We start from the raw sequence: 14,798 nt of genomic DNA on the forward strand, positions 1-14,798 counted from the left end.
CAAGAACATGGTGCAGCGTCTGCCGTTTCTGTGTATTTCTTTAAGGACACACAAATTACCACAGAGTCATGTTTGCAGGTAAGACAGCAGCGTAATTATGTACGTGACCCGCAGCCCGCCTGTCGCGCCTGCGTTACAATCACCATCCTTACCGTTGGAGAAATACATGCAGCAATACCAAGATTTGATCAAGACCGTGCTCGAAACGGGCAGCTGGCAAGACAACCGCACGGGCATCCGCACCCTGAGCGTGCCGGGCGCCATGATGCGTTTCGACTTGGCCAACGGCAACTTCCCTGCCGTGACGACCAAGAAACTGGCTTTCAAATCCGTGATCGGCGAATTGTGCGCCTTCCTGCGCGCTTCGCGCAACGCGGCCGAGTTCCGCGCGCTGGGCTGCAAGGTCTGGGATCAGAACGCCAATGAAAATGCGCAGTGGCTGGCCAACCCCTACCGCGAAGGCGAGGATGACCTCGGTCCCGTGTACGGCGTGCAATGGCGCCAGTGGCCTGCGTATAAACTGCTCGACGCCGCCCAGCCCGCGCAAATCGCCGACGCGCAAGCGAACGGCTTTGCGCTCGTTGCTCCCATCGTCGAGGACGGTGTGCAAAAAGTGCTGCTGTACAAGGCTGTCGACCAGTTGCGCGAATGCCTGGACACCATCATGACGAACCCCGGCAGCCGGCGCATCCTGTTCCACGGCTGGAACCCGGCCGTGCTCGATGCCGTCGCCCTGCCCGCCTGCCATTTGCTGTACCAGTTCATCCCGAACGCCAGCACGCGCGAAATCTCGCTGTGCTTATATGTGCGCAGCAACGACATCGGCCTGGGCACGCCGTTCAACATCGCCGAAGGCGCGGCCCTGCTGCATCTGGTGGCGCGCCTGACGGGCTACACGCCGCGCTGGTTCACCTATTTCATCGGCGACGCGCACATCTATGAAAACCACCTCGACATGGTGGAAGAGCAATTGAAGCGCACTCCCTTCCCGGCGCCCAGGTTTGTCATTTCCGACCGCGTGCCCGATTACGCCAAGACGGGCAAGTACGAGCCGGAATGGCTGGAAAAGATCGAACCGTCCGACTTCTCGCTGGAAGGCTATGAACACCATGCGCCGATCAAGGCGGCGATGGCCGTCTGATGGCGGCCGCACCGCTGGCAGCACTGCACCGCAAGCTGTTTGACGAAACGGACGGCAACAAGTTCGCCCGCCTGAAAGACCGGCTGCTGAAAAAGCATGGGGCCGACGAGCGGCAAGCCGTGCTGGCCATCCTGATCGCCTACGCCAGGGAAGGCCAGCTGCTGCACTGGCGCGCCTTCCTGATGACGGATATCGTCGCTCTGGCCGAGCCGGGAGAATACGGCGACTTTTTCAGCTGGAGCCTCGATATCGACGGCCTCGCCTACTGGGGCGTGGATGGCATGCTGAAAAGCATGGGCAAGGAAGCCTATGCCCGGCTGGTGGCCCTGGCCACGGCGGAAAACGCCAAGCTCAGCGTGCGCGCCAAGGCCGTCAAAAGTCTGGCCGTGTTCAGCCGCCAGCCTTTCGATGCCGGTTTGCCGCAGGACCCCGGCCACTGGAAGGCCGAGCAGTTGCGGCTGGACGCCGTGCTGGCATGGCAAGCGGACGGCTACTTTGACGGCGCAGGCTACAGGGCGCCCGCCACGCATTACACGTTAACCCAGCCGCTTTCGCGCCTGGAAATGGCAGCCGCCTTCCTGGAACGAAAACTGGCGCCGCGGCGCCAGCACGAACAGGACATGGCCCAACCATCGAACTGGCTGACGATCGCCAGCGCCATGGACATGGCCGAGATCGACGCGCACTGGGTCTTGCCGGAAATATACCGCCGCTTCCTGGAATGGTATTCGCCGCTGCGCGTGCATGTCGACGGCAAGCGCTTCCCGCAGGGCCTGCATCTGTACGGTGCGGCCGAGCTGGTGAAGGCACAGCACGGTTACTCCGTCCATGCGATGCACCATCACCAAATCGCGTCCTGGCCACCGAAGCTGGTGGTGATTGCTGACGCGGGCGGCGACCCGTACTGCGTGCATCTGGAAGAAAGAAGCATCGACGGCGACTTGCCCGTGTACCGAGCCAAACATGGCGCGGGCGGATGGCGCTTCGAGCTTCATACGGACGATTTCATTGACTTCCTGCACCAGATCGCGCTGGCAGCCTAGCCCGGTTCACCTCCCGGTCCGCCCGGACCGGGACCGCCAGGTCCGCCTGGCCCGCGTCCGCCCGGCGGACCGAAGCGCGGTTCGCGCTCGCCCTCTTTCGCCGCCGACGTGGCGCCGCCCAGGCGGTATGACAACCCCACATAAATCATGCGTCCATCGAAGCGCCGCGTGCTCGTCTCGCGCAGGGACGCGCTGTTGATGACGGTTTCCATCTTGTTGCTGCTGAACACATCGGTCACATTCATGACCAGGCTCAGCTGCGGTGTCACCGTGTGGCGCCAGCTCACATTCAAGGTGTTGTTCGGCGAGCGGTAGCCCTGTCCCGACAGCATCTTGCCCTGCATTTGCAGGGCCAGTTGCAACTGGTTACTGGCATCGAACTGGTAATTGAGGCGCGCGCGGCCGCTCAGTGCATTCGCCGTGCGCGTGCTGCGGTTGCCCAGGTCGTCGGAACTCGTCTGCTGGCTGCGCGCCAGGTTGCCGCTCGTGTTCAGGGTCAACGATGGTGTCAGCTTGCCGCTGACGCTGAACTCGAGGCCGCTCGAATGGCTGCCCTCGCCGTTTTCCCGCGTGGTCAAGAGCACATTGTCGCTGATAAAGTAGCGGTAATCGACGATGGCGTCCGTGTCGCGGCGGTGGTAGGCGCGCAAGCTGCTTTCCAGGCCCGCGATCTTCGTTTCATAGCCGATCTCGAACGAATCCGTCTGCGCGGGTTTCAGCTTGGGGTTGCCGGCCGACACATTGAATTCGTCGCGGTAGACCACGTACGGATTCAGGTCGCCCGCATTCGGGCGACGGATGCGGTGCGCATAGCTGAAGCGCAGATTGCTCTCGTCGCTGACCTTGTAGGTGGCGAACAGGCTGGGAATGTAGTTGACGTAATTGTTGCCAGCCTCGATGCCGCTGGTGATCTGGCGCACGTTCAAATCCGTGTATTCGGCGCGCAGGCCGGCCAGCGCGCCCCAGCGTTCGCTCAGGCGCATCTGGTAGGAGCCGTACAATGCGATGGTGCGCTCGTCGAGCTCGAAACGGTTGCTGCGCATGGGGTTGACGGTTTCCAGCAGACTGGCCGGGTTGATGTCCGTATATAAAGTGTCGAAGCTGCTCTTGTTGTCGGCCACCTTGTAACCGAGCTTGGCCGTACCGCCCGCCAGCGGACGCTCGTAGTCGCCGCTGAAGTCGACGATGCGGTTGCCCGTCTCGCTGTGCTGGCGCGCGCGGCTGTCGAAAGCATTGACGGGCGCCACCGCGTAGGTATTCGCGTAATCGCTGTCGCTCTCGTTGGTCGACGACGACACGCGCAAGTCGATTTTAAGGGTTTCGCCCGGCAATTCGCCCTTGTGGTCGTAGCGCGCGCCCCAGCTGTAGTTGCGGCTGTCGCCATTGCGCACGGTGCTGCGCACATAGTCGCCGATGGTGCTGCCCGTGCTGTCGCCATTGATGTAGCGGTCGAGCGAGCGCTGGTCGTTGCTGCGTCCGTTATACGACACGCTGGCGGCCAGGGTATCGTTGGCGTTCAGGTTGTAATTGACGGTGCCGTGCAAGCCCAGCGAGTCGTTCAAGCCATTGTTGGTGGATTGCTGGCTGCTGGGGGAAAATGCCCCCGTGCTACGTTCCAGGCGCTCGCGGCTGACCTCCCCCACGGAATTGCGGCCGTCATGGCGCACATTGATGCCGCCCTGATAGCCCCACGGGCCTTCGTTGTAGGTGCCGGACACGGCACTGTTGTAGCGCCCCGCGATGCCCGCGTTCGCGTTGACGGTGGCAAAGCCGCCCGGCTTGCGGTTGCGCCGCATCACCAGGTTCAGGATGGGGCCGCCACCGGCCTCGTTGCCGAACTGGGCGCCGGGATTGTTGATCACTTCCACGGATTCGATATCGTCGGCCGCCATGGCGTTCAGGGTGGCGCCGCGCGAATCGCCCTGCAGCATGGCCGACGGTTTACCGTCGATCAATATCTGCACATTGCTGCTGCCGCGCAGGGACACGGAACCATCGGGATCGACGGCCACCGACGGCACATTATTCAAGGCATCGGCCGCCGTGCCGTTGCTGCTGCCCACGTCGGACTTGACGTCGTAGACTTGGCGGTCGATACGGCCCGTGGGACGCTCGGCCGTCACGCTGACGGAAGGAGGCGCATCGGCGGCGGGCGCCTTGGCCGGTGCGGGCTTGACGACGGTGTCGCCGCTGGTAGGCGTGGTTTGGGCCTGGACAGCGGCGCCGGAAACGAGCAGGCTGCCGCCCGCCAGACAGTGAAAGAGGATTTTATGCATTTGCTTAAAAAATAATGGAGACGCTACGGATGAGGCACTACGCCGTGGCGTGAGGGCACAGGTGTGGGCACAGTTAAAGCATGCCACGACTCCATTACGCAAAGCAAATGCGAACCATTGTTATTTACTTCAATTTACAAATCTCTTGCACTTGTGGTCATACAGCCTCATCCGATGGCCACTACCTCAGCAAGCCATTGCCGCGCGCCAGTTTCAGCCAGCCCGGATATTCCGTCATCAACAAGTCATACAGTTCCGCATCGCTATGCTCGTCGGGCGAGCTGACGGAAAAGTAATTGGCATTGTCGACCAGGCGCCCCTGCAATTCGTCAAGCTTTTCCAAGAAGGGGAAATCGGAATCGGCAAAGGCGGAAAGAAACTTGCTTTTCGACTTGCGTCCCTTGCCGATGCCCATGAATTGCCAGAAGATGGGTTCATTGCTGGCCCAGCGCAATTGTTTCTCCGTCGTTGCCTGGTCGCTCGTGCCGCCGTCGGTGACGAACATCACGTACACGGGCAACTCGGCCGCGACGGGCCGCGTGCGCTCGCCGCCGGCCTTGTCGGGGAAATAAAACGCGCGGATCGCCTGCATGGCGGCGCCATAGCGCGTGTCGCCTTCCAGCGGATGGCGCTGTATCGCCTGGCTCACATAGGTATTGCAGTTACTCAAGGCCATGGGCGCCGGATGGTGGACGTTCTTGCCGAACAGGAAAACATCGATCTCGCCATCGTCGTCGAACTTGCAGCCCAGGGCCAGGATGCGCTCGGCAAAGCGCTGCACCAGCCCCTCTTTATACAGCCGTCCCATGGAGCCGGAAATATCGAGGCACAGACACACCTTGGCGCGGTGATCAAGCAGCCCCACTTTTTGCAGGGACACGCCAGCCTGCTTGACGAGGCTGACCAGTTGCGGCGCTTCGCGTTCAACGCGCTTTTCCAGGTTGATCTTCGCCTGCATGACAGCCGAAGCCGCTGCGGGGGCAGCCTGCTCGACTTCACCGCCGAAGTGGCGCACCAGCGCATCGAGTCCGCCATTAAAACCTTGTCCCACGGCCATGCAGCGCCAGCCGCCATCCTTGCGGTAGATCTCTGCCAGCATGACGGCTTTTTCCTGTGCGAAATCCGCACCGGCAAAGGCAAAGCGGGCCAGTTCGCGTCCGCCCGCCTGCAGGCGCACGTGGCCAGCTTGCAGCTGCGACATCACGCCACCGCCATCGATGGACGCCGTGACGACGAGGCGGTCTATGCCGGCTGGCAAGCGCGCCAGCTGCAAGGCAAACTCCGTCGTGTCGCCGCCGCTGCCGGCACGCGCTTCCACGCCGCCGCACGGCGTGCGCGGCTGGTTGAAAAAGGTCATGTAGCATTCGTCGGACAGTTTCCCGCTGGCGTCGAGGCCGAAGCAGGCCACGTCGAGCGCCAGCCCCTGCGCGGCCACGCCGATCTGCAGCACGCCATCGGGAACGAGATTGGCCAGCGGCAAGCGCTGTCCCTTGGACAAGGTTTCCATCAGTGTCTCCTAGGCGATGTAGCGGCGCGGATTATCGGCATTGCAGTCATCTTCGTCTTCCTTGTCCTCGCCCTTGAAGACGACGGGACCGTTGAAGGCCAGTTGCAGGTTCTCGCCCTGCCAGCTCAGCCACGGTGTCGCTTCGCTGCCCGGCTCCGACGTCTTGCCGGACGGCTCGAGGATGATGCTGTCGTTCGTGACGCGCGCCATGCCGATCACATAGGTGTAGACGGAATCATCATCGGCCGCCTTGGACAGGCGGAAGTCGAACGCGCACTCGACGATCTGCTCGCCATATTGCATGACCATCTTCGGCCGCATGGACGCGACCGAGACGGCGCCATTGGCCACCGCCGAATACACGCTGAAGACGAGGCCCACCGTGCCGCCGTAATGCTGCGCCAGCGCGGGATTGACTTCCACTGTTTCCGTGGCCGGCTCCTTGCCCGCCGCGCCCGCCATGTCGCCCAGGTGGCGCACGTAGGGCATGGCGTCGAAGCTGCCTGCCGTGTCCGGCGCCTGGATGAAGCGCATCTGGCCATTCGGCAAGAGGATGCCGACACGCAAATCGAGGTCGTCGTTATCGTCGTCGCCATCGCCGTTATCGACCCAGGTCGCCTTGACGATGAGTTTCTTCGGCGCGCCCGCGCCCTTTTCCAGCGACACCTTGTGCGTCTGGCCCGCCTTGGTCAGCGAAATTTTGGACAGGGAAATCTTGGGCGGCGGCGCCGGTTCCGCTGCCGGCGCCACTTCGCCGCCGAAATGCGCAACCAGCGCATCGAGGCCGCCATTGAAACCCTGGCCCACTGCCATGAAGCGCCAGCCGCCATCCTTGCGGTAGAACTCGCCCAGCATGACGGCTTTTTCTTGCGCAAAATCAGCGCCTGCATACGTGTAGCGGGCCAATTCTCTCCCGCCGTCGAGCAGCCGCAGGTAGCCGCTGCCCAGCTGCGCCATAGTGGCATCGCCATCGATGGCAGCCGTGACGACCAGGCGCTCGATGGACGCAGGCAAACGGTCGAGCTGATAGCTGAAACCGGCCGCATCGCCGGACGGCGCCGCGGTTTCCACGCCGCCGCACGGCGTGCGCGGCTGGTTGAAGAAAGTCATGTAGCGGTCGTCGGACAGCTTGCCAGTAGCGTCGAGGCCGAAACAGGCGAAATCCAGCGTCACGCCGGCGCTGGCCAGACCCAGTTGCACAATATTGCCCGTGACGAGGCCGGACAGCGCCAGGCGCTGCCCCTTGATCAGGTTTTCCATGGAGTCAGGGAGAAAGATGGGAGAGACAGAACCGGGCGGCGGTGCCACCCGGCACATTTACGCAAACAACTGGTTGTTAAGCATTAATACCGAACGAGCGGGCCAGAGGGCCCAGGCCGCCTTTGAAACCCTGGCCGATCGCCTTGAATTTCCATTCGCTGCCAGCACGGTAGACTTCGCCGAAGATCATGGCCGCTTCCGTCGAGCCGTCTTCCGACAGGTCGTAGCGGGCGATTTCCGCGCCGTTGTCGCCGTTCAGGCAGCGGATGTAGGCCTTGCCGACCATGCCGAAGTTCTGCTTGCGGTTTTCCGCGTCGTGGATGGTGACGGCCACGGCGATCTTATCGATGTCGGCAGGCACGTTGGCCAGGTCGACGGCGATTTTCTCGTCATCGCCATCGCCGCCGCCCGTCGTGTTGTCGCCCGCGTGGACGATGGAGCCGTCGGCCGACTTCAGGTTGTTATAGAAAATGAAATCGGCATCGGAGCGGGCCTTGCCATCCGTTTTCAGCAGGAAGGCGCTGCCGTCCAGGTCAAATGCGGCGCCATCGGTGGCGCGCGGGTCCCAGCCCAGGCCAATCACGATTTTCTTCAAGCCAGGAGCTTCCTTGCTCAGGTTGACATTGCCGCCTTTTTGCAAACTGATCGCCATGGTGTTTCCTCTTTGTATAATTAGTGGGTTGCATTCGGTGTTTCAGGTCACGTCGCCGGTACCCTGGCTTGATGAGCCATGAGCCTACCATAAAGTGGCTGCTTGCCAGCCGCGCACTATTGAAAATAATGCCATGCAGAAAATACCATGCCGCTGCCCCAATACGCAAAATGACGGATAATGCCGCTCGACAAAAATTTTCCCAACCAAGCTTGCCCTTGAACAATACCAAGATACGGCTCGACTGCATCCCCGGCACCCTGTGCGACGAACGCCTGTGGTCGCGCCTGGCCCCAGCCCTGGGCGGCGCCTTTGATCTGCGGCACGTGCCCCTGCACGAGGCGCGCACGCGCACGCAGATGCAGGCACTGATCGCCAGCCACAGCGCCCAACAGGCCCATCTGGTGGGCTTTTCGCTGGGCGCCTATCTGGCGCTCGAATACGCGCTGGCGCACCCGCAGCGTGTCCAGTCCCTTACTTTGATCGCCAATTCCGCCAAAGGTTTGCTGCCGGCGGAAATCGAAGCGCGCCAGCGCATCGTCGCCATGCTCGAACGCAATGCCTATGCGGGCATCACGCGCCAGCGCCTGCGCGAACTGCTGCATCCCGCGCACTTGCAGGACACCGGCATCACGGGCCTGATCCAGCAGATGGGTCTGGACCTGGGCAAGGACGTGCTGCTGGCGCAATTCATCACCACCATCGATCGCCCCGACCTGATGGCGCGCTTGCCGGAACTCGATTTTCCCGTGCTGATCGTGGGTGCCGAAGACGACAAGCTCGTCAATCCCGACGACCTGCGCGCCATGGCCGCCCGCTTGCCGCAGGCCACCCTGCACCTGCTGAAAGAGAACACCGGCCACATGATTCCGCTGGAGGCGCCGGGACCGCTGGCCGGCGCCATGCGTGCGCATCTGGAGGCAGCGGGCAATTTCAACGATAATGACGGGCATCGGGCATCGCCCCCACCACTTTGACAGAACCAATGAGCCATCTGACCATCATCGTCGCCACCGACCAGCAAGGCGGCATCGGCATCGACAACACCCTGCCGTGGAAATTGCCGGAAGACATGGCGCGTTTCAAGCGCTTGACGACGGGCCATCCCATCCTTATGGGCCGCAAGACCTTCGATTCCATCGGCCGTCCGCTGCCGAACCGCCGCAACATCGTCATCTCGCGCAACCCGGACTGGCGCCATGAGGGCGTGGAAGCGGTATCGTCGGTGGAAGCGGCCATCGCCCTGCTCGACGGCGCCGAAGGTTACGTCATCGGCGGCGCGGAAATCTATAAGCAGTCACTGCCCCTGACACAGCGTTTGCTCATCACGGAAATCGGCCAGACATTTGACTGCGACGCGTTTTTCCCCGCCGTTGACCATGCCGTGTGGCAAGAGACCGCGCGTGTAGCGCATGTTTCGGAGAAATCCGGCCTGCCTTACGCCTTTGTCACGCTGGAACGCAAAGCCTGATAAGGTTGAGAATTATGGCCAGAATGTTGCTGTAATACCCCTGTCACACCCATGCGTCACGCTAGCGTACGCTTGTGACGCTTTACTACGATATTTTTTTCCCGCAGAGGCCGCATTTCTGCGAGAATCCCGTTCTTATTTTTTTTCTGCGGCTGCCGGCTTGTATCACCGCCTGAGGTCGCGCCCTAGTCCGCCCCTTCACATCTGTCAGGGGCGGCTTGCTTTTTTGGAGACATGCATGAAATTTCGTTTCCCTATCGTCATCATTGACGAGGATTTCCGTTCTGAAAATACGTCCGGCCTGGGCATTCGCGCCCTTGCCGCCGCAATGGAAAAAGAAGGCATGGAAGTGCTGGGCGTGACCAGCTACGGCGATTTGTCGCAATTTGCCCAGCAACAATCGCGCGCGTCAGCCTTCGTGCTGTCGATCGACGATGAAGAATTCGGCGGCGGTTCCATCGAGGAAACCGACCACGCCTTGAAATCGCTGCGCGCCTTTGTCGAGGAAATCCGCTACAAGAACGCCGACATCCCCATCTATCTGTACGGCGAAACGCGCACCTCGCGCCATATCCCCAACGATATCCTGCGCGAACTGCACGGTTTCATCCACATGTTCGAAGATACGCCGGAATTCGTCGCGCGCCACATCATCCGCGAAGCGAAATCCTACCTGGACGGCCTGTCGCCGCCGTTCTTCCGCGCGCTGGTGCACTACGCCAACGACGGTTCCTACTCGTGGCACTGCCCCGGCCACTCGGGCGGCGTGGCCTTCCTGAAGTCGCCGATCGGCCAGATGTTCCACCAGTTCTTCGGTGAAAACATGCTGCGCGCCGACGTCTGCAACGCCGTCGAAGAACTGGGCCAGCTGCTCGACCATACGGGTCCTGTCGCCGCGTCCGAGCGCAATGCGGCGCGCATCTTCAATGCCGACCATTGCTATTTCGTCACCAACGGCACGTCGACTTCGAACAAGATGGTATGGCACTCGACCGTCGCGCCAGGCGACATCGTCGTCGTCGACCGCAATTGCCACAAATCGATCCTGCATTCGATCATTATGTGCGGCGCCATTCCCGTGTTCCTGATGCCGACGCGCAATCACCTGGGCATCATCGGCCCTATCCCGCTGCATGAATTCACGCCGGAAAGCATTGCCCGCAAGATCGAGGCGAACCCGTTCGCACGCGAAGCGAAGAACAAGAAGCCGCGCATTCTGACCATCACGCAATCGACCTACGATGGCGTGATCTACAACGTGGAAACCCTGCGCGAAATGCTGGACGGCAAGATCGACACCCTGCACTTCGACGAAGCATGGCTGCCGCACGCCACCTTCCACGATTTCTACAAGAATATGCACGCCATCGGCAAGGACCGTCCGCGCGCCAAGGAATCGATGATCTTCTCGACCCAGTCGACGCACAAATTGCTGGCCGGCCTGTCGCAGGCCTCGCAAATCCTCGTGCGCGAATCGGACACGGTCAAGCTGGACCAGGACGCCTTCAACGAGGCTTACCTGATGCACACCTCGACGTCGCCGCAGTATTCCATCATCGCCTCGTGCGACGTGGCTGCGGCCATGATGGAAGCGCCGGGCGGCACGGCCCTGGTGGAAGAGTCGATCATGGAAGCGCTCGATTTCCGCCGCGCCATGAAGAAGATCGACCAGGAGTGGGGCCAGGACTGGTGGTTCCAGGTCTGGGGTCCGTCCAGCTTCAACGACGAAGGCATGGGCCAGCAGGAAGACTGGATGATACGCGCCGAGGATGACTGGCACGGCTTCGGCGACCTCGCTCCCGGCTTCAACATGCTCGACCCGATCAAGGCGACCATCGTCAACCCGGGCCTGTCGCTGGACGGCCAGTTCGGCGAAACGGGCATCCCCGCGTCCATCGTCACCAAATACCTGGCCGAGCACGGCGTCATCATTGAAAAATGCGGCCTGTACTCGTTCTTCATCATGTTCACCATCGGCATCACCAAGGGCCGCTGGAATACCCTGCTGACCGCGTTGCAGCAGTTCAAGGACGACTACGACAAGAACCAGCCGATGTGGCGCATCCTGCCGGAATTCGCGGCAGCCAACCCACGCTACGAAAAAATGGGCTTGCGCGACCTGTGCCAGCAGATCCACGATTTCTACAAGGCTTACGACGTGGCGCGTCTGACGACGGAAATGTATCTGTCGGACATGATCCCGGCCATGAAGCCGTCGGACGCGTTCGCCAAGATGGCGCACCGCGAAATCGAGCGCGTGGCCATCGACGAACTGGAAGGCCGCATCACGTCCATCCTGCTGACGCCGTATCCGCCGGGCATTCCGCTCCTGATCCCCGGCGAGCGCTTCAACAAGACCATCGTCGACTACCTGCGCTTCGCGCGCGACTTCAACGAGCGCTTCCCAGGCTTCGAAACGGATGTGCATGGTCTCGTGAAACGCGAAGTCGATGGCAAGCGCGGATATTTTGTTGATTGCGTGAAATTGGATGAGAACGTCTAAAGACGTTGACGTTCGTTGAACTTCATTAAATAGCGCCGCCTGATGCAAATCAGGCGGCGTTTTTCATTTGATGCACTACCGCGCACGCTTGCGCCAGATCAAACGGCTGGGGTATCGGGCTTCTAAGATGGGCCACTCGTGCCCTCGTGATGGCTGGCATATGACGCTCAAGGTGTGGCTGGAAATCGTGCAGCAGGCGGCGGCTGGCAGTGGCGCCTTGCTGATGACGGCCTTGAAGCAGGCTCAGGTAACTGTAGCCCGGCGGCACGATGGCGAGGAAGATGGGGCGGGCATCGTCCTGTTTGCCGAGGCCAATGCCGCGCTGCTGCAAGCGCTGCCAGCACTGTGCCGCCATGCCTCCGTGCTGGCCATTGCCGCCTGCGGCCAGCCTCCCAGCTGCGCGCAAAAGCGTGCCCTGCTGGCGGCCGGCGCGCTCGATGTGCTGCTGTGGCCGGCCGGTAGCATCGATGCGGGCCAGGTGCTGGCGCGCCTGCAGCGCTGGCAGGCCGTAGCGCAGCTGCTGGCGTCCGGCGCCGTGCGCCAGCAGCTGGTGGGCGAGAGCGCGGCCTGGACCGCCTTGCTGCACCAGGTGGTGGAAATGGCCGCCTTCAGCCAGGCGTCGATGCTGATCACGGGCGAGACGGGCACGGGCAAGGATTTACTGGCGCAACTGGTCCACCGCCTCGGCAACTGCAGCGGCGACTTCACCATCCTCGACTGCACCACCCTGTCGCCGGACCTGGCTGGCAGCGAACTGTTCGGCCATGAACGGGGCGCTTTTACAGGCGCGGCGGCCGCGCGCGATGGCGCTTTCGCCCTGGCCGACGGCGGCGTGCTGTTTCTCGACGAAGTGGGCGAACTGCCGCTGCCCTTGCAGGCGCAGCTGCTGCGCGCCATCCAGGAGCGCAAATACAAGCGCGTGGGCGGCAATACCTGGCAACCGACCCAGTTTCGCCTCGTCTGCGCCACCAACCGCGAACTGGAACATGAGGTGGCGCGCGGCACCTTTCGCGCCGACCTGTATTACCGCATCGCCGGCTGGCGTTGCCAAACGCCACCCCTGCGCGAGCGCCAGGACGACATCCTGCCGCTGGCCCGGCATTTCCTCGCCGAGCTGGCGCAGCGCCCTCCGCCCGCGCTGGACGCGGCCGTGCGCGAATACCTGCTGCTGCGCGACTATCCGGGCAATGTGCGCGAGTTGCGCCAGACCGTCACGCGCATCTGGCACCGCCATTGCGGCCCCGGCCCCATCACCATCGGCGCCCTGCCGCCAAACGAACAGCTGCTGGCACCGCACTGGCCTGACCAGTATTTCGAAGCGGCCGTGCGGCGGGCCCTGGCCCAGGGCTGCAAGCTGTCGCACATCACGCGTTGCGCCACCGACGTGGCCATCCGCCTGGTGCTGGCCGAGGAGCACGGCAATAACCAGCGCGCGGCCGCCCGCCTGGGCGTGACCGACCGCGCCCTGCAGATACGCCGCAAGGCGGCTACCTGCGCGGAGCAAGCCGCTACTGCCGCGACACCGCCGGCTGCCTTTTGATCTGCCTCACGCCAGCCGCGCCAGCCGCAAAAAATTGCCGCCCGTGACCAGCGCCGCATCGAGCGGCGGCAATCCCAGCAACTCGATCTTGTGCAATTCCAGTCCCGGATGCAGCCACGGACCGTCCGAGCCGAACAGGACCTTGTGCGGCCCCGCGCGGCGCACGGCCTGCTGCAGCAAGTCGAAGCGGCGCACGCCCGAGCTGTCCGTATGGATATTCGGATGGCGCACAAGGTGGTCGATCAGCGCCAGCTGCGCCGCCCAGTCGTCGCCAAAGCTACCCAGGTGCGGCAAAATGAAATTGACGTCGGGATACTGCTGCGCCAGCAGCTCGGCCACGGCCACCTCGCCGGCCGGGTCGTACAGCACGGGCAAGCCGAAGAAGCGCGCCGCCTCGCACAGTTCGCCGCTGATGCGAGAGTCAAGCCGGTGCGCCTTGATGCCGACAAAGCCGTAACGCTCGACGGCCGTGCGCACCAGGTCCTGGATGCGGCCCCGGTCGCGCCGCGCATGCACGAAGGCAAAACCGTAAAAACGCTGCGGATCGGACGCCACCAGGCGCGCCACGCCATGGTTGGCGATGGCGTAATCGGAGTGGAAGGCGGCGAACAGCACGCTGCGGGCGATACCGGCCGTCTGGGCGCGGCGCAAGTAGGCCTGCAGCGGCGCATCGCTGTCCCACGGCCCGCTCAAGCCGTCGCCCGGACCCGCATGGCAGTGGCAATCGATGATCATCTTGCCGCGCTATTGCCAGTCGCCCATGACGACGATGCGGTTGACGCGCCGGCGCCAGCGTCCGCTTTCATCTTCCTGCTGCGGCGCAGGCGAGCGGAAGTGCGGCAATTGCTGGTGCAGGGCCCGCGTCAGCGCGCTTTCCACGGCGCGCGTGCTGCCATCGCTGTCACCGGCCAGGCGCGCCGCCTGTCCCGCGATGCGCACGAAGCGGCGCGCCAGCTCCAGCTCGCGGTCGGCCGGCGCTGCGCTCTCCATTTCCAGCTCCAGCGCATTGCTGGCCGCGCGCCCCAGGGCCGACCCGAGCGCCGTGCCCACACCCGGTATCGGGATCATCGAACCAAGGGCGCCGCCGACAAAGGGCAAGGCCGTCTTGGCCACGGCCTTCAAGGCGCCGCCCAGCGGCTTGGCGACCTTGGCGATGGTAGCGCCCACTTTCTTGACGCCCTTCCACACGCTCTTGAAGACATTGCCGAGAAACTGGTCGAGTTCCTCCTCGCTGGCCACTTCCAGCAATTCCATGGCCAGCTGCAATTCCTCCTCTTCGCTGAAGACGGCCGGCGCACGGCCCTTGCCCGGCCACTCCCGGCCGAATTCCAGCACTTCAAACGCGGCGCCGGCCCGCTGCCGGCATTGCCCGCATTCACATTCGAGTTGGTGCATGATGCTCTCC

The 14,798-nt window shown here is 62.8% G+C and carries 12 protein-coding genes; 6 read left to right on the forward strand and 6 right to left on the reverse strand.

All coding sequences use genetic code 11. The features are described from left to right. Positions 1-166: 166 nt before the first annotated feature. Both JAB6_RS10600 and JAB6_RS10605 read left to right on the forward strand, forming a co-directional pair. On the forward strand, positions 167-1,141 hold the full coding sequence (locus tag JAB6_RS10600) for a thymidylate synthase (protein ID WP_070302741.1): 975 nt from the start codon (positions 167-169) through the stop codon (positions 1,139-1,141). Continuing rightward, on the forward strand, positions 1,141-2,184 hold the full coding sequence (locus JAB6_RS10605) for an SMI1/KNR4 family protein (protein ID WP_070302742.1): 1,044 nt from the start codon (positions 1,141-1,143) through the stop codon (positions 2,182-2,184). The genes JAB6_RS10600 and JAB6_RS10605 overlap by 1 nt, the downstream gene beginning before the upstream one ends. Here JAB6_RS10605 and JAB6_RS10610 read toward each other — a convergent pair. The 4 genes from JAB6_RS10610 to JAB6_RS10625 form a co-directional block, all read right to left on the reverse strand. After that, entirely contained in the window at positions 2,181-4,460 is a 2,280-nt protein-coding gene (locus tag JAB6_RS10610; RefSeq protein ID WP_070302743.1) for an outer membrane beta-barrel family protein, read from the reverse strand. The two genes, JAB6_RS10605 and JAB6_RS10610, sit on opposite strands and share 4 nt — an antisense overlap. A 181-nt stretch (positions 4,461-4,641) precedes the next feature. Further along, positions 4,642-5,967, reverse strand: coding sequence for a VWA domain-containing protein (locus JAB6_RS10615; RefSeq protein ID WP_070302744.1), 1,326 nt, complete (start codon positions 5,965-5,967; stop codon positions 4,642-4,644). 9 nt (positions 5,968-5,976) lie between these two features. After that, the gene (locus JAB6_RS10620) at positions 5,977-7,227 is read right to left on the reverse strand and encodes a TerD family protein (protein ID WP_070302745.1); all 1,251 of its coding nucleotides are present in this window, start codon (positions 7,225-7,227) and stop codon (positions 5,977-5,979) included. Positions 7,228-7,303: 76 nt separating this feature from the next. Next, positions 7,304-7,879: a TerD family protein gene (locus JAB6_RS10625; RefSeq protein WP_034755514.1), complete on the reverse strand. Its 576-nt coding sequence runs from the start codon at positions 7,877-7,879 to the stop codon at positions 7,304-7,306. Positions 7,880-8,097: 218 nt separating this feature from the next. Here JAB6_RS10625 and JAB6_RS10630 point away from each other — a divergent pair, with 218 nt between their 5' ends. The 4 genes from JAB6_RS10630 (at position 8,098) to JAB6_RS10645 (ending at position 13,393) form a co-directional block, all read left to right on the forward strand. Next, complete coding sequence (locus tag JAB6_RS10630; protein WP_254671543.1) at positions 8,098-8,856, forward strand: alpha/beta fold hydrolase; 759 nt, start codon at positions 8,098-8,100, stop codon at positions 8,854-8,856. An 8-nt stretch (positions 8,857-8,864) separates the two neighbouring features. Then, the gene (locus JAB6_RS10635; protein ID WP_070302746.1) at positions 8,865-9,350 is read left to right on the forward strand and encodes a dihydrofolate reductase; all 486 of its coding nucleotides are present in this window, start codon (positions 8,865-8,867) and stop codon (positions 9,348-9,350) included. A 238-nt stretch (positions 9,351-9,588) separates the two neighbouring features. Beyond that, positions 9,589-11,853, forward strand: coding sequence for an arginine/lysine/ornithine decarboxylase (locus JAB6_RS10640; RefSeq protein WP_070302747.1), 2,265 nt, complete (start codon positions 9,589-9,591; stop codon positions 11,851-11,853). Positions 11,854-12,013: 160 nt separating this feature from the next. Beyond that, positions 12,014-13,393 carry a sigma-54 dependent transcriptional regulator gene (locus JAB6_RS10645; protein ID WP_254671544.1) on the forward strand — a complete coding sequence of 460 codons (1,380 nt, stop codon included), beginning with the start codon at positions 12,014-12,016 and terminating at the stop codon, positions 13,391-13,393. Positions 13,394-13,399: 6 nt separating this feature from the next. Here JAB6_RS10645 and JAB6_RS10650 read toward each other — a convergent pair whose 3' ends face one another. Both JAB6_RS10650 and JAB6_RS10655 read right to left on the reverse strand, forming a co-directional pair. After that, on the reverse strand, positions 13,400-14,128 hold the full coding sequence (locus JAB6_RS10650) for an amidohydrolase family protein (RefSeq protein ID WP_070302749.1): 729 nt from the start codon (positions 14,126-14,128) through the stop codon (positions 13,400-13,402). A 9-nt stretch (positions 14,129-14,137) separates the two neighbouring features. Beyond that, positions 14,138-14,788, reverse strand: coding sequence for a hypothetical protein (locus tag JAB6_RS10655; protein WP_070302750.1), 651 nt, complete (start codon positions 14,786-14,788; stop codon positions 14,138-14,140). Between the last annotated feature and the right edge of the window lie 10 nt (positions 14,789-14,798).

This window comes from Janthinobacterium sp. HH104 (assembly GCF_001758715.1).
Taxonomy (GTDB): Bacteria; Pseudomonadota; Gammaproteobacteria; order Burkholderiales; family Burkholderiaceae_D; genus Janthinobacterium; species Janthinobacterium aestuarii.